Source organism: Helicobacter pylori, from assembly GCF_003637685.1.
GTDB classification, from domain to species: Bacteria; Campylobacterota; Campylobacteria; order Campylobacterales; family Helicobacteraceae; genus Helicobacter; species Helicobacter pylori_CJ.
The window spans coordinates 42,408-61,389 of sequence record NZ_MVWW01000001.1; the positions used below are offsets into that span (position 1 = coordinate 42,408).

Sequence of the window (18,982 nt, forward strand, 5' to 3'; positions counted from 1 at the left end):
AGCATTTTATTGAGCGGTTGAATCGATCACTATTCGTGAAGAAGCGCTACTGATCCCTCTTAAAAAAGTTTGAGAAGACACATTGATTTCAGCGTTTTGGCGGAAAATATCGCTTGGTTGGTTGCTCTGGCGTTCTTCTAAATCATGGCGTTTGATGATAATGGTATTCCCCCATTGAAAAGGTCTATAAGCGCGCTTTTTTTTAATGACAAAATGAGGTTCTAAATTTAAAAATTGCGCGTAACTGGGGAAATATAGCGGCTCTAGTAAAGGGTTTATGGGGTGCGCTTTTAAAACCATAAGGAGGAAAAAGAGGCTAAAGATCGGTTTCATAGTAAATTTTCACGCTCGCTCCCACTTGAGAATTGGGAGAAATTTCTAACTTGCTGATTTTCAAATAAAGCTCAGAGATTTCACTATAGTGCGTTTTTAAAACATGGCTTAGATCTTTTAGGGCGTCTTCAATGAGAAGATATTGTTTTTCTTGCATCATCTTTTGAATAAGCTCTTGGATTTCCATGTAGTCTAAATAAGCCTTATTGGGTAATTCCGTGTAGAAAAGATCCAAATCCACGCTTATTTTTTGGGGTTTTAAGCGTTCAAATTCTAAAATCCCTAAAATCGTTTCAAACACGAAGTTATGGACATGAACGCCTTGTTTAGTTTTCATAAGACTTTCTTTTCCTTACCGGCTAATAAATTAAAAATATTGCCCGCATGCTTGATAAGGGTAAAAATAAAGATTAATACCATCGGTGTTTGCGTGCCGACTTCTTTAAGGATATTGACGCTATCTGGGATATGCATATAAGGCACAAAAAAGATAAGAACAGTCGCTGTGCCTACCCCTAGAATGCTAGCGAGTGAAGAGATTTTAAGCACCTTACCCACAAAAAACCACACCGTTAAACCGATGAGGCTTTCAATAGGAATGAGCAACACCACAGAGCCCATGATCGTAGAAACGCCCTTGCCTCCATTGAAATTCAAAAAAGGCGAATAACAATGCCCTAAAATGCTAGCGATAGCGACCATCCATTGCAAACTATAATCCAACCCAAACAATTTGCTTAAAAAAACCGCGAACATGCCTTTGAATAGATCCAAGATTAAGACTAATAAAGCCATTTGTTTAGCGTTACTCACGCCCTTACTTTGTAAAGCGCGCAAGACATTTGTCGCGCCAATACCCCCCGATCCGATTTTAGTAATATCCATGCCGTAAAAGATTTTCATTAACGCATAGCCAAAAGGAATCCCCCCAATCAAATAGCCCAAAAGGGTGAAAATCACATTGATATTGGTTAGGAAATTTAAAACGCTTTCCATAAATACCCTTTCAAATAAAATAGCGATCATTATAACATGTTGCTTTTTAAGTGAAAGCGTTAAGTTGTTAGGGTATAGTGGCTTAAAAATTTTAGGATATTGAGAATGCTTGAAACTTCTAGCCATTTTTTAAAATCGTTTCGCTTGAAGCGTTATATAGGGTTTTTATTGATTTCTTTAGCGTTATTAATCACGCCATTTATTCGCATTGATGGGGCGCATTTGTTTTTGATCTCCTTTGAGCATAAGCAACTGCATTTTTTAGGCAAGATCTTTAGCGCTGAAGAATTGCAAGTCATGCCTTTTATGGTTATTTTGCTTTTTATAGGGATTTTTTTCATCACCACTAGCCTTGGGCGTGTGTGGTGCGGTTGGGCTTGCCCGCAAACCTTTTTAAGAGTGCTTTATAGAGATGTGATTGAAACCAAGATTTTCAAACTCCATAAAAAGATCAGCAACAAGCAAGAAAGCCCTAAAAACACCCCAAGCTATAAGATCCGTAAAGCATTGAGCGTTTTGTTGTTCGCTCCTGTTGTGGCGGGGCTAATGATGTTGTTTTTCTTTTATTTCATTGCCCCTGAAGATTTTTTTTCGTATCTTAAAAACCCTAGCGATCACCCTATTGCTATGGGTTTTTGGCTTTTTAGCACCTTAGTGGTGCTTTTTGATATAGTGGTGGTTGCGGAGCGTTTTTGCATTTATTTATGCCCTTACGCTAGGGTGCAATCGGTGTTGTATGACAATGACACCTTAAACCCCATTTATGATGAAAAGCGCGGCGGAGCGCTTTATGACAAGCAAGGCCATCTTTTTCCCTTACCCCCCAAAAAACGCAGCGCGGAAAACGAATGCGTGAATTGTTTGCATTGCGTGCAGGTTTGCCCCACGCATATTGACATCAGGAAGGGTTTGCAATTAGAATGCATCAATTGCTTAGAATGCGTGGATGCATGCACGATTACCATGGCTAAGTTCAACCGCCCTTCACTCATCCAATGGTCTTCAACTAACGCCATTAACACACGCCAAAAAGTGCGCCTAGTGCGTTTAAAAACGATCGCTTACATGGGGGTTATCGCTGTTGTGATAGCTCTTTTAGCCATCACTTCGTTTAAAAAAGAACGCATGCTCTTAGACATTAACCGCAACAGCGATCTGTATGAATTGCGTTCTAGTGGGTATGTGGATAACGATTACGTGTTTTTATTCCACAACACGGACAATAAAGACCATGAGTTTTATTTCAAAATCTTAGGGCAAAAAGACATCCACATCAAAAAGCCTTTAAACCCTATCGCCATTAAAGCTGGGCAAAAGATCAAAGCGGTAGTGATTTTAAGAAAACCCCTAAAAAGTAACGCCACAGAATACAAGAGCGCTAAAGACGCTTTAATCCCTATTACAATACAAGCTTATAGTGCAGACGATAAGAATATTATGGTAGAGAGAGAATCGGTGTTTATCGCGCCTAGTGAAGATTGAAGCCTAAAACTAGCGCTCAATCACTTCATAAGGCAAGCCTTGTTTGATCAATTCTTCCATAAAGGGATCGGTGTTTAATTCTTCTATGTTAAACACCCCAGCCCTAAAATGATCCGCGCTCCAAGTGTCATTACAAATCATTTTAGCCGCGCACATCGCCGGCACGCCGGTGGTGTAGCTTATGGCTTGCGAACCCACTTCTTCATAGCATTTTTTATGATCGCACACGTTGTAAATGTAGAGCGTTTTGTCTTGGTTGTTTTTAATGCCGGTCATATAGCACCCGATGTTGGTTTTGCCGGTGGTGTCTTTAGCTAGAGTCGCTGGATCAGGAAGCAAGGTTTTTAAAAATTGTATCGGCACGATTTTTACGCCTTGATGCTCTATTTCTTTAATGCCTAGCATACCGACATTTTCTAAGCATTTCATGTGGGTTAAATAATTTTGAGAGAAAGTCATAAAAAACCTCGCCCTCCTCAAGCCTTTAATGTTTTTGACTAACGATTCCAATTCTTCATGGTATAAAAGATACGAATCCATTTCGCCAATCTGCGGGTAAGCCCACACCTGCTTGATTTCTAAAGGCTTTGTTTCAATCCATTTGCCGTTTTCATAATAACGCCCTTTAGAGCTGACTTCTCTCAAATTGATTTCAGGGTTAAAATTCGTAGCAAAAGGGCGTTTGTGATCCCCAGCGTTGCAGTCTAAAATATCTAAAGTGTGGATAGTGTCAAAATGGTGTTTTTGAGCGTGAGCGACATAAGCGTTAGTAACGCCCGGATCAAACCCAGCCCCTAAAATCCCTAAAATCTTTGCTTCTCTATAGGCCCTATCAAACGCCCATTGCTCTTTGTATTCAAACTTCGCTAAATCCGGGTGTTCGTAATTGGCGGTATCAATGTAATGCGTTTTAGTTTCTAAACATGCTTGCATGATCGTTAAATCTTGATAGGGTAAAGCCACATTAACAACGACTTTAGGCTTGTGTTTTTGGATTAAAGCGACTAAGGCTTGCGTATCATCGGCATCCACTTGCTCAACGCTAATTTCCCCCAAACCCTTTTTGAGCATGCTTTCTTTAATCGCATAGCATTTGTCTAAGCTCCTGCTCGCTAAAATGATATTTTTAAACACATCCCTGTTCATGCCCATTTTGTGCGCTACTACACTGCCTACGCCACCAGCTCCAATTTGTAATACTGTATGCAAGGAACACCTACTTTCTAACTAATCTCGTTCTTTTAGGGGGGGTATTATATTATAATAAGATAAATTTGATTAATAAGGATGCAGGCTTGCAAGAAATTAAGTTGGATATTTATGCCACTTTGGTGTGCATGGTTTTAGTGCTACTTTTGGGGCGTTATGTGATTTCTAAAGTCAAGTTTTTGCGCGATTATGATATTCCAGAGCCTGTTGTGGGCGGGGTTTTAGTCGCTTTTTTTATCATGTTAGCGCGTCAGTTTTACAATTTTGGCTTGCAGTTTGATTCTTCTTTAAAAGACCCTTTAATGCTGACTTTCTTCATCACCATTGGTTTGAGCGCGGATTTCAAATCTTTACAAAAAGGCGGGAAAATGCTTGCGGTTTTTTTGCTGGCTGTGGCGGGGTTTGTGGTGTGCCAAAATGCAGTGGGGATTTCTATCGCCAGCCTTTTAGGGGTCAATCCTTTAATGGGGCTTTTAGGAGGATCTATCGCTTTAGTGGGTGGGCATGGCACTAGCGCGGCATGGGCTAATTTTTTCACCCAACCACCTTATAATTTTAGCTCTAGCTTGGAAGTGGGCATGGCGTGCGCGACTTTTGGCTTGGTGAGCGGGGGGATTATTGGAGGGCCTGTCGCTAAATATTTGATTTCTAAATACAAACTAGAACCTAAAGACACTAAAGAAAAAGACACTTTAGAGGGCGTGGTGTCTAAAGGCTTTGAAACCCCTAAAGAGCAGCGCCTAATCACCGCATCCAGTTTTGTAGAAACTTTAGCTTTGATTGCGATCGCTTTATTAGTGGGGACTTTTTTATCGCGCTTGATGCCTAAAAGCTTCACCTTGCCGACTTTTGTGTGGTGCTTGTTTGTGGGGGTTATTTTAAGAAACGCTTTGTCGTTTTTTAAGATCCATAGCGTGTTTGACAGAGAGGTTTCAGTCATAGGGAATGTGAGTTTGAGCCTGTTTTTAGCCTACGCTTTAATGAGCGTGAATTTATTGGAATTGTTAAAACTCGCTGTGCCGTTAGCGGTTATTTTGAGCGTTCAAGTGGCGGTTATGATCCTTTATGTGGTGCTTGTAACCTTTAGGGTATGCGGGAAGGATTATGATGCGGCGGTGTTGTGCGCGGGGCATTGCGGTTTTGGGCTTGGAGCGACCCCAACGGCTATGGTGAATATGCAAACCATCACCAACCACTATGGGCCATCGCATGTAGCGTTTATCGTCGTGCCTTTAGTGGGAGCGTTTTTTGTTGATATTATTAACGCTTTAGCGATTAAAGGCTTTTTGCTCTTACCTTTTTTCCCGTCATGAGACTTTATGAGAGTTTATTAGAAATTTGCTTGGATAAAGCGTGGGAGCATCAAACCCTAGCCTTAGAAAACCCGAGCGTGGCTTGCATGGTGTTAGATAAAAACCATGAGATCTTAAGTTTAGAAACCCACAAAAAAGCCAAAACCCCCCATGCAGAAGTCTTAGCCGCCAAATCAGCGCTAAAGATTTTACGCCCCCATTTAAAAAACGATTTAGAAAAGTTAGAAGACCCTAAAATTTTAAGCGGTTTTTTAAAAACGCATCACGATAACGCTTTTAAAGACTGCGTTTTTTTAATCACCCTAGAGCCATGCAATTCTTATGGCAAAACCCCGGCATGCAGCGGATTGTTAGAAGTTTTAAAGCCTAAAAGAGTGATCATTGCCGCAGAAGAAAACGAAGCCAAAAAAGGGGGTTTAGCAAGGCTAAAAAAGGCTCATATTGAAACAATGATTTGCCGCAATTTAGAAAACAAGGCTAAGGACTTGCTCTTGCCTTTTAGGGCAATGGAACAAAAGGGGCGTTTCAATTTGTTCAAACTCGCTTTAAGGATGAATGGGGATTATTACCATGGCAAGATCACCGGGCAAAAAAGCGTTATTTTCACGCACAACCAGCGAGCGGTATGCGACACTCTCATCACTTCTGGGAAAACCATAAGAACGGATAACCCCTTATTAGATGCTCGCTTTTGCGATAGCTTTTATCACAATAAAAACCCCAATATCGCTATTTTATCCAAGCGCTCAATTAATCCCCATTCAAAAGTTTTTTCTGCGCCTAATCGTTTGGTTAATACTTTCAACAACCCTAAAGATTTACCCCTAGAGAAAGGGTTTAATTTCATTGAAGGGGGGTGGGGATTGTTTGAGAGCTTGAGGGATAAAATTGATGTATTGCTTTTGCATTCGCATGCGTCTATGATTAGCGAAGCGTTTAATACGCTCGCTTTAAAAACCCCTTTTAAGGGGCGGTTGTTGCATGCGCAAACCTTAGAAAATGAAGCCCTTTTATGGATAGAAAACTCTTAAGATTATACCAGCCCTTAAACGCTTATTCTTACAATAGCGATTCGCTTTTTTTATACGATTTTTCACGCCCTTTTATCAAAAATGGCGGCGCGATTTTAGACATAGGCTCAGGGTGTGGGGTTCTAGGCTTGCTCTGCGCTAGAGACAATCCGCTAGCGAGCGTTCATTTAGTGGAAAAGGATAGCAAAATGGCGTTTTGTTCCCAAAAAAACGCCCTTAAATTCCCTAACGCTCAAGTGTTTGAGGGCGATTTTTTAGATTTTAACCCCCCGATTTTGTATGATGCGATTGTGTGCAACCCTCCTTTTTATGCTTTAGGATCTATTAAATCTCAAATTAAAGGGCATGCGAGGCATCAGAGCGAATTAGACTTCGCTTCTTTAGCGGCTAAAGTGAAAAAATGCCTGAAACCTAAAGGGTATTTTATTTTTTGCTATGAAGCCTTGTCGCTTTGCTTGGTGGTAGAGGGTTTAAAAAGCGTTAAACTCACGCTAGAAGCTTTAAGGTTTGTCCAAAGTTTTAAAGACAAAAACGCCCATTTGATGCTTGGAGCGGCCAGGAACAATTCCAAAAGCGCTCTAAAAGTTCTGCCCCCTTTAATCACGCACCATTCCAAAAACCAAAGCGACAACACCAAAGAAGTTTTAAGCATCTATCAAATTTGTAACACTTATTCTATCAAAGCGCTTCTCAATTAGCGCCCTTAAATTAAGGATTAAAAAATGAAATGTTCGCATTGCCAGTTGGAGTTTAAAGAAAGTGAGCTTTTTAAAGAGGTGATCCATCATAAGGAATTGTATTTTTGCTGCACGGGGTGCGCTAGGGTGTATGCGTTATTATTGGATTTGAATTTAGAGAGCTTTTATGACAAATTAAACGATTCCACTTTAGCCCCTGTAACGCCCCAAGATTCAATGAATATTTTAGAATTAGAACAAGCCCTTGAAGAAAACAATAAGGGCGAATTTATTCTCAATCTTTTGCTAGAAAAAACGCATTGCAACGCTTGCTTGTGGCTCAATCAAAAGGTTTTAGAGCGTTTAAGTGGGGTTAAAAAAGTGAGCGTGAATTTCACCACCCACCACTTGCAAATCGTGTTTGAGAAGTCCTTAAACCCTAAAGAGATTATTCAAAAGATTGAGAGTTTGGGCTATGGGGCTAAAATTTATAACGCAAAAAACTACGCTCTAAAAGTCCAAAAAGAGCAACGCTCCTACTTGCTCACTTTAAGCGTGGGGTTTTTTGCCACCATGAATTTGATGTTTATCGCCATTGCCAAATACGCAAGCTATGGTAGCACGAGTTATGGTGGTGCGGGTTATGGTAGTGGCATGGATAAACTCATGCAAAGGAATTTGGATCTCGTATCGCTCTTTTTAAGCTTGTTGGTGCTAGTGGTGGTGGGGCGTTTTTTTATTAAGGGGGCGTTTTATGGGCTAAAAAATGGCGTTTTGGGCATGGATTTGAGCGTGTCTTTTGGGGCGTTATCGGCGTTTGTTTATTCTCTTTATGCCATGTTGGTGTCCCAAGAGACTTATTTTGAAGCGAGCAGCACGATTTTAACGCTTGTTTTTGGCTCTAAGTTTTTGGAATTAAAGGCCAGATTGTTTGCGAATGAAAAATGTTTGGCCCTAGAATCGCATGAAATCCATAGCGTGATTATTGTAGAAAAGGACAAGCAGATAGAAAAACACCCTAAAGATGTGGCGATAGGCTCTGTTGTTTGGGTGCCAAGCGGGGCTAAAATCGCGCTAGATGGCGTGCTTTTAAGTAACGCGAGCGTGGATGCGTCTTTGATTAGCGGGGAATTTAAGCCTTTGGAATTGGGGGTTAATGATCCAATTTTAGGGGGTTATGTGAACGTGGGCGTGCCTTTTAGCTATCAAGTGAGCGCTAATTTTCAAAACTCACGCCTTTCTAGTTTGTTAGAAACTTTAAAAAAGAGTTTTTTAGAAAAGCCCTTAATTGAGAGCAGCGCGAATCAAATTGCGGATATTTTTTCTAAAGCGGTGTTGTTTTTAGCCTTTGTGAGCTTTTTATTATGGCAATTTGGTTTGGGGGGTAATTTTGAAAAAGCCTTAATGGTGTGTATTAGCGTGTTAGTCATCAGCTGCCCTTGCGCGTTCGCTTTAGCTACGCCCATTGCGTTAGTGATAGGGGTGTTTAAAGACCCTTTGATCGTGTTTAAGGAAGCGTTATTTTTAGAAACTCTGGCTAAAGTGAAAAAAATCTTTATAGACAAAACCGGCACGCTCACGCAAAAAGAAGTCCTTTTAAAAGAAAAAATCATTTACGAAGAATTTGACGAAAGGCTTTTGAAGAGCCTTTTAAAAACTAGGGAGCATTTAGCCCATAATGCGATTCTTAAAACTCTAGATAGCGATGAAGTTAATTTAGAAAAGATAGAGTTTTTCGCTCATGGCTTAAAAGCGAGCTATCAAAACGAAACCCTGTTAGTGGGGAGTTTGAAATTTTTAAACGCTATGGGGGTTAATATAAAGACTAAAGAGAGCGCTAATATCATGGTAGGCTTTGCGAAAAACAAGACCTTATGCGCGTTATTCATTTTAGAAGAGCGTTTGAAAGCTAACGCTAAAGAAGTCATTCAGGCCTTACAAAATCAAGGCTTAGAATTAGAAATTTTAAGCGGGGATAATGAAAGCTCGGTTAAAGAGTGCGCGAAAAAATTAGGGATTTCTAAGTATCATGCTCATTTGACCCCTGAAGATAAGGCGCAAATCATCAGCTCTTATAAGGGCGTGTGCGCGATGGTAGGCGATGGCAATAATGACGCGCTAGCCTTAAAACAAGCGAGCGTTTCTTTAGGATTTGAAAAAAGCGCTTTGAGTAAAAGCGCATGCGATATTTTGCTTTTAGAAGAGGATTTGAGTTTGTTAGAAAAAGCGTTTCATAACGCTCAAAAAGTCTATCAAGTGGTGTTGCAAAACATTGTTTTGAGCTTGATTTATAACGCTATTTTAATCCCGGTCGCTATGCTAGGATACATCAACCCTTTAATAGCGAGTTTGAGCATGAGTGGTAGCTCTCTCTTAGTGGTCTTAAATTCTTTGAGGTTGAAACGCTCTTAAACAAACCACATCGTTTTGGCTAAAATGGCGATTAAAAAGCCAAAAGTTAGAGCGATAGGGTGGATATATTTACCAATAGGGTTTTTCTTACCCAAAAACTTACACGATAAAGAAAAAAGCACCAAAAGAAAAATGCTTAACGCTAAGATCACTTTAAGCATGAGTATTTTTTGAAAAGGGGTTTCACACCAACCTTTATCGCCCCCCATGTATTGACTAAGCATCATGCCCCCTGTTAAAACAAGCCCTAAAACGCATAAGGGCATGATTTTGATCGCTCTTTGAGTGATTCCTGTATTCGCTTTATTGGCAAACTCTTCGCCAAACATTTTCTTCACATTAGGGAAAATCACCCCATCAAAAAACAAGTAGCCAATAAAAATAATGGCGCACAATAAATGAACAACCAGCACATAAGGATAAATCGCATCCATTTAAAATCCTTTATTCATGGGAAAATTAAAGAGTTTTTAATCTACTATAAAAGGGTTTTATTGTCAAGTATCCTACTATTATGGGAATTTTAGGGGTGGTTTTTGTTTGACTTTTAAGATTGCAATTAGCTATAATAAAATAATTAAAAAAGTAACACTTAAGCGGAGACCCTAGAGAGTGATGCTCAATTTTATGACAAAGAAGAAAAATAGAATGCAAGATTGCAAAATGGTTTGTAAAAATTTTAATCGTAAGGAGTCTGTTTTGATAGCTCGATCTTTAGATATTTCTAAAAAAGGCTCGGTAATTTTAGGCGCTCTTTTGAGTTCGTTATGGCTGACAAACCCCTTAAATGCCCATGAAAAGAATGGCGCGTTTGTGGGGATTAGCTTGGAAGTGGGTAGGGCTGATCAAAAGACAAACGCTTATAAAAACGGCGAGTTGTTTCAAGTGCCTTTTGGCGATGTTTCAGCCAATGATGATGGTAAAGTCCCTGATGGGCAGACCGGTGGCTGTCAGCCAGCTTCAGGGACGCCAGGAACGCCAGGCTATACTAAAGCTAATTGCGTGGTCAATTGGACTTCTCGCACCATGCTTAGCACCAATAAGGACATTCCTGGCCGTAACCAGCCGATGTATGGGCTAGGCGTGATGACAGGGTATAAGCATTTTATGGGTAAAAAAAGGTGGTTTGGGCTGCGTTATTATGGCTTTTTTGATTATGGGCATACCAATTTCTCTAACTCTAGGGCCGCTAACGCCATATCGCCCTTTTATTTGAGCGATCAAAAAGCGGACATGTATACTTATGGTTTTGGCACAGACATGCTTTTTAACATTATAGATAAGCCTAAAGCCACGGCCGGGTTTTTTGTGGGCGTGAATTTTGCGGGTAACACTTGGACTAACAATCGTGTGGGGTATTTTAAGGACGGGTATGTTTATGGCGTCAATACCGACGCTGACGCTTACATGACTAACGCTGATGGCACAATCACTTGTGGGGACACGACGCCGGCGAGTTGTAGTGTGGGGATTAACCCTAATAGCGTCTATACCACAGGAAAATTAAACGCTAAGGTGAATCACACGATTTTCCAATTTTTAGTGAATGTGGGCGTTAGAACTAATATTTTTGAACACCATGGCATTGAGTTTGGTATCAAAATCCCCACGCTCCCTAATCACTTTTTTAAAGGCTCTACTACTATAAGAGCGAAAAAACAAGGCCCGCTAGAGAATGGGAATCCGACCACTATCACCGGAGCAGAAACTAATTTCAGCTTGACCCAGACCTTACGCCGTCAGTATTCTATGTATTTGCGCTATGTTTATACTTTTTAAGTTTGGTAGGGTTTTTAGGCAAGGCTTAGATAAGGCTTAGAGATGAAAGCTTGATGCTTAAGCTTTCAAATGGTCATTGAGTTGCAATAACTCTGTGCTGTTTTCTACTTTTTTGATAAAATCATTAACAGCATAACAGCGTATGTTAATATTGTCTTTGAAATGGGCAAATTCTGCATATTCTTTGGCATCATCATGGATATTTGGAGCTACAAAAACACTAAATTTTTCTCTAATATCAGTGCTATTTTTAATCAATTCTTTTAAATGTCTGGCAATAGGTATCATTTCGCTTTGACTTCTATCTCTAATCAAGCTCACTTCTATATAACTTTGGGCTTTTGTGTCCATAGCTACAATATCAGGTTTGTTACCGCTTGCTGTGTATACGGGCAAGCCTTCATCATCGCTTTTATAATTGGGTATCACGCTTAAATTTTCAAAATGTTGTTTCAAGAAAATAGCGCTTAAAAATTCTAAGCGTAAAGGTTTGTCAATGAGTCTTAAAAAACTATCTTTTGATTCTTGCTTGTTATAAGTAATGAGTAATTCTTGCTTGATAAAATCTTTAGTATAAGTGGTTGCTAGTTCATTCAATTTGCTTGATTTAACTCTCTCACCAGCGCTGATTGGAGTAACACTAACAAGAAAGTTATCCACGATTGACATGTAGTTAAAAAAGGCGAGTTTGTTAGCTTGAGTGTCGTTTAAATAATCCCCTTTAAAAGCCTTATGAGTTCGTAAAATGTAATCTATTTTATTATTTTCATTAGTATTAATATCAATAAACCTACCATTACCACGCAATGAAATGAGTCCTGTAATACGCATTTTTCTAATGTATTCATCAATAGCTTCGTTAGTGATTTGGCTCATTTTAAATCGTGTTTTATTAACACTTTCTAAAAGTTTTAGGCATTTTTCATAGATAAATTCATCTGAGTAGCTGAATTCTGTTTTATTGATAGTAACGATTTCTTGTCTTAAACGAATAATGTAGTCATAAAGCCCATTAGCGTTATCGTCTTTCCAACAAAGTAAAATAGGGATTTCTTTGACAGATAGGGGGGTTAGATGGGCATTTTTGAGTCGTTTTAAAAGCGAGAGCAATAGTTTGAAAGGGTTGTTATGGTTTAAATTCTTTTTGTAAGGGTTTCCTACTTCATATTTAGACAGAGCGTTTAAAAATATAGCCCCAACTACGCTTTCATCAACGCTTTCTTTAAAAGCATCGTTTTCTTTATCGTAATAAGCAAGAATAAGCATCTTAGCGCTATCGCTGATGAGTATTTCTCATATTTTGCATAGTAGCAAAAACCAAACTCACACATAAGCTTATACCAAGTGTCAAACCGACTTTCCCATCCATGTTCAAAGCCCATTTCTTTATGATTTTGTGGGGATATTTCTATAATGCGTTCTAATTCTTCATCGCTAAAGACATATTCATTGGAGTCAAATTTTTCTTTCAATTCTTTATTTTGATTGATAGATAGCTTTGCAAAGAGTTTAAATTAGACTAGGCTGGATTGTCTGAAATAAATACCTTTAGCGTCCTTTATACGAACGCCCTTTTGGTGTTAGAGCATAAAAGCCTTTTTGTAATCTCTCAAAGAGTCCTAAACCTTGTTTTGAATGGCTATCTTTTTGATGGTGGTTGAGTTCGCCCCTAATGCTATTTTTAAAAGTATCGCTTTTGTATTTGTATCCCCACTCTTCTTTTTTTATTCTCTCTTCTAATGCCTGATAAATATCTTGTAATGCTACTTCTTTAACGCCTTTTTTCTCACAAGCGAAAATAAATTCTACTATCATTGCCTTGATAGAGGGGATAGTTCCAGGAAGCAATTTTTCTTGTTTTTCAATCTTTTTAATCTTTTCTTGAATGCTTTTATCTTTTGAGACTTTTTGTTCATTTTTAATAATGGCGCTAAAAACTTCATCATAGCTTTCTAAATACTCTTCATTAGGAGTGAACAGACTATCTGCATATTTTATAGAATTGTAGATAGCGTTTAGTTGTGAGTAATATAATGGTTTCTTTTCTGTAAAAATGGTATTGACTTCAAAATTATTCTCCAACCCTCCTTTGGTTAAATTAGTGCTACCTATAATGGAAGTTTTTTCTTTTCCATTGTCAAACATATAAATTTTAGGGTGGAATACAATATCTGTTTTGTTATTTTCTTTGTCGCCGTAGCAGTAAAATTTTAATTTTTTATAAGTTTTATTTAAGTCTAGCAAAAATCGTATGGATTTTGAGTCAGTTGTTTTAAAATCAAGTCCTACAATAATCTCAAATTCTGCCCCCTTTTCTAAAGAATTAATCAAGGCATCTTGAATAACTTCAACCCCACTGTATTTTAAAAAAGCAACTGCAATATGAGTGCCTAAAGAATTTCTTAGCCCTTCGTTAATCACTTTGCTAATAGGATAATTGAGATTAGATAGGATTTGAACAGAACTCACCAAAAACCTTAATAATTTTTTAGGCTATTTTACAAGTCTTAAGTTAATGTTGCATGGCAAGTTTTTTAATTTAGCCCCCTAATGAGAGCTTGAGTTATCTTGACTATAAGTTTATAAATCTTATAATCTCTTATTGAGCTTTCTAAAATACCAAAGACTGAGAGCTAAGAATACGAAAAAGGGCGATAGCACGCCTATTTCAGGAATGAGTATCCCTGAAATGCTGAATTTCCCTAAAGCAAAGAATAGCCCCCACACAACGAGCGTGATAATGATAAACTTTAGCCCTAAAAGAGCCAGGTTTTCATAGCGGGCGAGACTGGGTGAAAAATAAGCGATTAAAACGCTTAAAAACGGCACAAAAAAGGGCAAAATCGCAAACACATACAAAAACGAGCGCACTTTTTTCGTGTCGGCGTTTTGGCGCATTAGAGCATGCAAGGAAAAAAGAGCGTCTGTGATAGAAACCGCAGGCTTGTTTTGATAAATGGTGTCTAAAACTTTAGGGCGGAAATTTTTGAGCGTTTTAAAGGTTTCTAAACGCGTGGTGTTTAAAGCGTTCGCGCCCAGTTCAAAACTTAAGGGCATCTCATAGATAGTAGTGTCATGCAAAATCCAATATTTGTCTTCAAAAAAAGCTTCTTTAGCTTCAGCGTAAGATTCTAAAGTCTTATCTTTTAGGCGAAAAACCTTGATGTTTTGGGCTTTTTGCAATAAGGGATTAATCTTGTCAAAATACACGTAATCATCGTTGTATTTCACTAACAAATGCTCTGATACGCTTAAAGAATTGTCTTTATAGATTAAATTTTGCGTTTTTTCTTCCATATACACAAAAGGAGTGGCGTTCAACCCCACATAAACAGCCGTGAAAAACAAGCTAATCAAAAAAATAGGGCTTAAAATCTGGCATTTGGAAAAGCCAATGGAGAGCAGGGCGGTGTATTGGTTGGATTTAATGAAGGTGATGTAAAATAAAACCATCGCCAAAAGCAAGGAAATGGGCAAGGTGTAATTGAGCGCAAATAAAATATCATAGGTGAAAAATAAAATGATCATGTTCGCAGAATCGGGCATTTTATCGGCGTATTTCAGGCTGTCAATGCCTACAAAAAACAATTCCAAAGCTAAAAGCACGATTAAAAAGTATTTGAAATAATACCACCCCACAAATCTAAACAAACGCACTTTAAACCCCTAACTTTCTATGATTAAAGGTTTTTTAAGCGTGAAACGATTTTGCATGGCGTTAAAATCATGGCTTTCTATAAAAAATTTTAGGGCGTTTTTGGCATGTTCAAACACAGTGTTTTTTAAAGGCTCTTCGTTTTTGTGGAATTTTGAAAGCACATGCTCAATCACGCCAATCCCTTTAGAAATCCCCACTCTCAAGCGGTAATAAGAATTTGAACACAATAAATCAATGGATTTTAGGCCGTTATGCCCTCCATTCCCCCCACCCTTTTTAAACCTCACAACGCCTAAAGGTAAATCCAAGTCGTCATGGACAATTAAAAGCTCTTTAATTTTGTAAAAATTTTTAGCGCTCAAAACGCTCTCGCCGCTTAAATTCATGTAAGTTTGGGGCTTGAGTAAGATAAAATCCTTATAAACGCATAAACAAGCGTTGTGTTTGGGAGAAAAAGTGAAAGAAAGATCCAGCTCGCTAACGAGCGAATCTAAAATATCAAAACCAGCGTTGTGTCTGGTGTGAGCGTAACGCAAAGTAGGGTTGCCTAAACCTACTAAAAGCGTCATAGCCTGAAATCACTTCGCTTTAATCACACCGATCACAGCGATAGAATCATGATCTAAGATCTTCACATTTTCGTGTTTTTCTAAATCGCGCACCAAAATAGACTCATTCACGTCTAAAGGGGCCACATCCACTAAATAGTGATCGGGCAAATGCTCTGGAGCGCATTCCACGCTGATACGCTTTTTAGAGAGCATCAAAATCCCTTTATTTTTCAAGCCCACCGGAGTGCCTTGGTGTTTGACAGGGACTTTAAACTTAGACTTCACGCCTTTAGTAACAGCGAGTAAATCCACATGGATAAGCTCGTTAGTAACAGGGTTTTTTTGGTATTCTTGAACCACGACTTCAAAAGTCTTATCCCCTAATTTCACCGGAAAAATCAAATGCTTTTTTTCCTTAAGGTATTTAATGAAAGGGTTTAATTTGAACGCGCAATTCACGTTTTCAATACCCTTCCCGTAAACGTTTGCGATTAGATAGCCATCTTTTTTTAAAGCTTTAGCGTTAGCTTTAGTAATACTCTCTCTAATAACGCCTTCTAACATGTCAATCCTTTAAAATAAAATAAGGGCTTATTCTATCCAAAAAACCCTTAAAAATCAAAAACTGCTTAAAAGCTTTTCAAAGGATTGTTTGAACGCTATCAAGCCTTCTTTAAGGAGTTTTTGAGCGGTGTTTTCTAAATCAATGTTGTGCGCTTTTAATTCTTTTTTGAACGCTTCAATTTCTGTAATTTTTAAAGGGGTTTGATACTCGGTGTTTGGGTCAAGCAAATAAGCGTTTAAAGCCTCTAATGGGGCTGTGTTGATAGAGTTTTTAAAACACAGCGCTTTAATGTAATAATCTTTAGCTAAAGAATGAGATTTAACGCCGGTGGATGCAAAAAGGGTGCTTATTAGCGTATTAGCATGCTGACTGATTGTGTGATAACACTCGGTAGCGTTGATAATCCCGCTTTGAGCTTGCAAGTTTTGAGCCACTAAAGGGTCTATTTCTTTGTCAAATCGTGAGACAAACACGCTAATAACCGCTCTTTTTTGCGCTTCTTTGGCTAAGATTTGAGCGATTTCACCGGCAATTTTAGGCGAAAAAACTAAAGTTACATTAACAGGAATGGAGTCTTTAGCCAAAGCGCTAATGACTTCAAGACCGCTCTCACTCGCTGGGACTTTAATCATCACATTGGGGCGGTTTAATGTTTTGAATAACCGCTTGGCTTCATCAATGCTTTTAATGGCATCATCTTCTAAAAAAGGGTCAATTTCTAGGCTAATGTAGCCGTTGTTAGGGTCTTTTTCATATAAAGGCATTAACGCGCTAGAGACTTGTAAAATATCCTTTAGCGCCAGAGTTTCATAAATTTCTTTAGCTTTTTGGCCTTTGAGTTTAGCGATTTCATCTTGATAAAACGCGCTTTTTGTGATCGCTTCGCAAAACAAACTAGGGTTACTCGTCGCCCCGCAAATAGCCCCCTTATTGATGAGCTTTAAAAAATCGTTTTCTAAAAAATCCCTTTCTATAAAATCGCACCACAAACTGAATTCTTGCATGTTTCATCCTTGTTTTAAATTGAGATAATAATTTTTAACGACTTCCTGGTCGCTAAAAAAAATCGTTTTGTCTTTAAAGATTTGAAAGTTTTCATCGCCCTTGCCTAAAATCAATAACACCTCATCGTCTTTTAAATTTTCTAAAGCGTTTAAAATGGCTTTTTTTCGGTCTTTTTCTACAATGACTTTAGAAGAATCGCTGATGCCTTTTAAAATGTCCTTGATAATGTCTTCTTCGTTTTCGCTTCTAGGGTTGTCTGAAGTTAAGATGATTTGATGCGCGTAACAACTCGCTATCGCTCCCATTTTAGGGCGCTTGGTTTTATCCCTATCGCCCCCTGCTCCAAAAAGAGCGGTGATTTTTTGGTTTTTAAAGCTTTCAAAAACTTGTTGCATGCCGTCTGTTGTGTGGGCAAAATCCACAACCACTAAAGGTTTAGAATGCACAATTTCCAAACGCCCTTTCACCCCATAAAAGTTTTCTAATAACGGCGCGATCGCTTCTAGCGGTAATTGAGTGAGTAATTTGACCCCTAAAACGCCCGCTAAGATATTATAAAGGTTGTAACGCCCTAAAAGGGGGGAATGGATGAGGGCGATTTCTTTAAGATTGGGATCTCTTAAATTTTGTTGGTAGCATAAAGACGCGCTAATGGAGGGGTTGAGCGAAAAGGCTTGAACGTTTAAATGCGCTTTTTTATCCAGCGCGTAAGTGTGCGCGTTAATGGGGTTAAAAAGGGCGTTTGTTTCATCTCTGTTGATGACTTTCAAGCCATCATCTTTAAAAAAGCTGTTTTTAATATCTCTGTAATTTTCTATATTTTGATGGAAATCTAAATGATCGCTTGTGATATTAGTGAGAATTTTAAGGGCAAAATCAAGCCCGGCGATGCGCTTTTGGACAATCGCATGGGAGCTCACTTCCATAATAAAGTATTCACACCCCAAACGAATCGCTTCTTCTAAATCGCTATAAAGCTCTAAAAGAGTGGGCGTGGTCAAGCCCTTTTCTTTGATTTGTGTGTCGTTGATAAAAAACCCTCTTGTGCCTAAAAGAGCGGTCTTTTTATTCAAATCTAAGAGCAAAGAATACATCAAGCTCGCTGTGGTCGTTTTACCATTAGTGCCAGTAATCCCTACAATTTTCATTTTAAAATCAAAGTAGTCTTTAAGCTCGTTAGAATCTAAAATAGCCAGGTTTTTTTCTGCAATTAAAGGAGAGTATTTTTCATTTAAAGGCGTTTTGACAAAAAGAATTTCTTCAGGGTTTTCTAAAACTTCATTCGTGTTATCGCTTAAAAAAGAATAGGTGTGGTTGCGATAAGTCAGGGTTTTTTTAAGCTTCATTCTTTAAGCCTTATTGGATTTGAGAGCGTCTTCTAAAAGAGAACGCAAAAATTTATCGTAAATAAAAGAATCTTCATGCATGTTTTCAATGTAATTTATCGCTAATTCATAATAGCCATAATGGTTCAATTCTTTCAAAAATTCATAAAAATCCTCTTTATTGTCAAAAATCACCCTAGAGCTGAACATCAAATCTTCAAACGCTTCCTTAAAACCGCGCTCCAAGCTCAAGCGTTTGAAATCCGCATACAAAATGCCGTTCAACTCCTCGCCTTTTTGAGAAATTTGCGCATCAATCTTTTCAGTCATTTGGTTCAATCCCTCATCAAAAGAAGCGATCAAATTGATGATTTGCTCTTCAGCCTGGTTTTTTAAACTCCGTTTTTGCATAGCGATCAAGCTTTGATACAATTCATAAAAGCTATGAGCTTCTTTAGGGAAATCTTTAGCGATGTCGCTTAATAACGCCCCCACTTTGGCTTTTTGGTTGTCTTTATCCAAAAACAAAACTTCAGAAAAAAGGCGTAACGCTTCAGCGTAATGGGCTTGCTTGAACGCTAAAAAGCCATCTTTAATCAACGCTCGCTTTTTAAATTCATAATCAAACTTTTGCATGCCTATAATC

General features: G+C 38.5%; 18 protein-coding genes and 1 pseudogene. 6 read left to right on the top strand and 13 right to left on the bottom strand.

Translation table 11 applies throughout. The annotated features are described in order from the left end of the window. Window positions 1-6 precede the first annotated feature (6 nt). The 3 genes from EAL44_RS00200 to plsY are packed head-to-tail and all read right to left on the bottom strand — an operon-like array spanning window position 7 to window position 1,329. Window positions 7-333, bottom strand: a complete 327-nt coding sequence (locus EAL44_RS00200; protein ID WP_000802483.1) for a hypothetical protein — start codon at window positions 331-333, stop codon at window positions 7-9. Then, window positions 317-670, bottom strand: coding sequence for a dihydroneopterin aldolase (locus EAL44_RS00205; RefSeq protein ID WP_121073409.1), 354 nt, complete (start codon window positions 668-670; stop codon window positions 317-319). The genes EAL44_RS00200 and EAL44_RS00205 overlap by 17 nt, the downstream gene beginning before the upstream one ends. Next, on the bottom strand, window positions 667-1,329 hold the full coding sequence (plsY, locus tag EAL44_RS00210; RefSeq protein WP_000446716.1) for a glycerol-3-phosphate 1-O-acyltransferase PlsY: 663 nt from the start codon (window positions 1,327-1,329) through the stop codon (window positions 667-669). The genes EAL44_RS00205 and plsY overlap by 4 nt, the downstream gene beginning before the upstream one ends. Window positions 1,330-1,434: 105 nt before the next feature. On the opposite strand from plsY, the gene ccoG reads away from it, so the two are divergent. Continuing rightward, on the top strand, window positions 1,435-2,811 hold the full coding sequence (ccoG, locus tag EAL44_RS00215; RefSeq protein ID WP_121073412.1) for a cytochrome c oxidase accessory protein CcoG: 1,377 nt from the start codon (window positions 1,435-1,437) through the stop codon (window positions 2,809-2,811). 9 nt (window positions 2,812-2,820) lie between these two features. On the opposite strand, the gene EAL44_RS00220 is transcribed toward ccoG, so the two are convergent. Further along, window positions 2,821-4,020, bottom strand: a complete 1,200-nt coding sequence (locus EAL44_RS00220; protein ID WP_121073415.1) for a saccharopine dehydrogenase family protein — start codon at window positions 4,018-4,020, stop codon at window positions 2,821-2,823. An 86-nt stretch (window positions 4,021-4,106) separates the two neighbouring features. Here EAL44_RS00220 and gltS point away from each other — a divergent pair, with 86 nt between their 5' ends. From gltS to EAL44_RS00240, 4 genes are read left to right on the top strand one after another with little or no spacing between them, the layout of a single operon-like run. Further along, a complete protein-coding gene (gene gltS, locus EAL44_RS00225) occupies window positions 4,107-5,333 on the top strand; it encodes a sodium/glutamate symporter (RefSeq protein ID WP_121073419.1) in 1,227 nt (408 codons plus the stop codon). Then, a complete protein-coding gene (locus tag EAL44_RS00230) occupies window positions 5,330-6,364 on the top strand; it encodes a dihydrofolate reductase family protein (RefSeq protein WP_121073423.1) in 1,035 nt (344 codons plus the stop codon). The genes gltS and EAL44_RS00230 overlap by 4 nt, the downstream gene beginning before the upstream one ends. Then, entirely contained in the window at window positions 6,346-7,062 is a 717-nt protein-coding gene (locus EAL44_RS00235; RefSeq protein WP_121073427.1) for a tRNA1(Val) (adenine(37)-N6)-methyltransferase, read from the top strand. Before EAL44_RS00230 ends, EAL44_RS00235 begins: the two co-directional genes overlap by 19 nt. A gap of 24 nt (window positions 7,063-7,086) precedes the next feature. Next, on the top strand, window positions 7,087-9,453 hold the full coding sequence (locus EAL44_RS00240; protein WP_121073431.1) for a heavy metal translocating P-type ATPase: 2,367 nt from the start codon (window positions 7,087-7,089) through the stop codon (window positions 9,451-9,453). On the opposite strand, the gene EAL44_RS00245 is transcribed toward EAL44_RS00240, so the two are convergent. Then, window positions 9,450-9,887, bottom strand: a complete 438-nt coding sequence (locus tag EAL44_RS00245; protein WP_000338876.1) for a CopD family copper resistance protein — start codon at window positions 9,885-9,887, stop codon at window positions 9,450-9,452. The genes EAL44_RS00240 and EAL44_RS00245 overlap by 4 nt on opposite strands. A gap of 181 nt (window positions 9,888-10,068) precedes the next feature. Here EAL44_RS00245 and EAL44_RS00250 point away from each other — a divergent pair, with 181 nt between their 5' ends. After that, complete coding sequence (locus EAL44_RS00250; RefSeq protein WP_162970318.1) at window positions 10,069-11,232, top strand: outer membrane protein; 1,164 nt, start codon at window positions 10,069-10,071, stop codon at window positions 11,230-11,232. 57 nt (window positions 11,233-11,289) lie between these two features. Here EAL44_RS00250 and EAL44_RS00255 read toward each other — a convergent pair. The 8 genes and pseudogenes from EAL44_RS00255 to EAL44_RS00290 all read right to left on the bottom strand — a co-directional run bounded on the left by EAL44_RS00255 (window position 11,290) and on the right by EAL44_RS00290 (window position 18,972). Beyond that, window positions 11,290-12,614: pseudogene (locus EAL44_RS00255) on the bottom strand (AlwI family type II restriction endonuclease). 166 nt (window positions 12,615-12,780) lie between these two features. Next, entirely contained in the window at window positions 12,781-13,701 is a 921-nt protein-coding gene (locus EAL44_RS00260) for a phospholipase D-like domain-containing protein (protein ID WP_121073438.1), read from the bottom strand. A 120-nt stretch (window positions 13,702-13,821) separates the two neighbouring features. Beyond that, window positions 13,822-14,889, bottom strand: coding sequence for an LptF/LptG family permease (locus EAL44_RS00265; RefSeq protein WP_121073441.1), 1,068 nt, complete (start codon window positions 14,887-14,889; stop codon window positions 13,822-13,824). 9 nt (window positions 14,890-14,898) lie between these two features. Then, entirely contained in the window at window positions 14,899-15,459 is a 561-nt protein-coding gene (gene pth, locus EAL44_RS00270; RefSeq protein ID WP_121073445.1) for an aminoacyl-tRNA hydrolase, read from the bottom strand. A 9-nt stretch (window positions 15,460-15,468) separates the two neighbouring features. After that, the gene (locus EAL44_RS00275; RefSeq protein ID WP_000889318.1) at window positions 15,469-16,005 is read right to left on the bottom strand and encodes a 50S ribosomal protein L25/general stress protein Ctc; all 537 of its coding nucleotides are present in this window, start codon (window positions 16,003-16,005) and stop codon (window positions 15,469-15,471) included. Window positions 16,006-16,059: 54 nt separating this feature from the next. Next, a complete protein-coding gene (tal, locus tag EAL44_RS00280; RefSeq protein WP_121073448.1) occupies window positions 16,060-17,010 on the bottom strand; it encodes a transaldolase in 951 nt (316 codons plus the stop codon). A 3-nt stretch (window positions 17,011-17,013) separates the two neighbouring features. Beyond that, window positions 17,014-18,357, bottom strand: a complete 1,344-nt coding sequence (locus tag EAL44_RS00285; protein WP_121073452.1) for a UDP-N-acetylmuramoyl-L-alanyl-D-glutamate--2,6-diaminopimelate ligase — start codon at window positions 18,355-18,357, stop codon at window positions 17,014-17,016. A 3-nt stretch (window positions 18,358-18,360) separates the two neighbouring features. Next, complete coding sequence (locus EAL44_RS00290) at window positions 18,361-18,972, bottom strand: hypothetical protein (protein WP_001168590.1); 612 nt, start codon at window positions 18,970-18,972, stop codon at window positions 18,361-18,363. Between the last annotated feature and the right edge of the window lie 10 nt (window positions 18,973-18,982).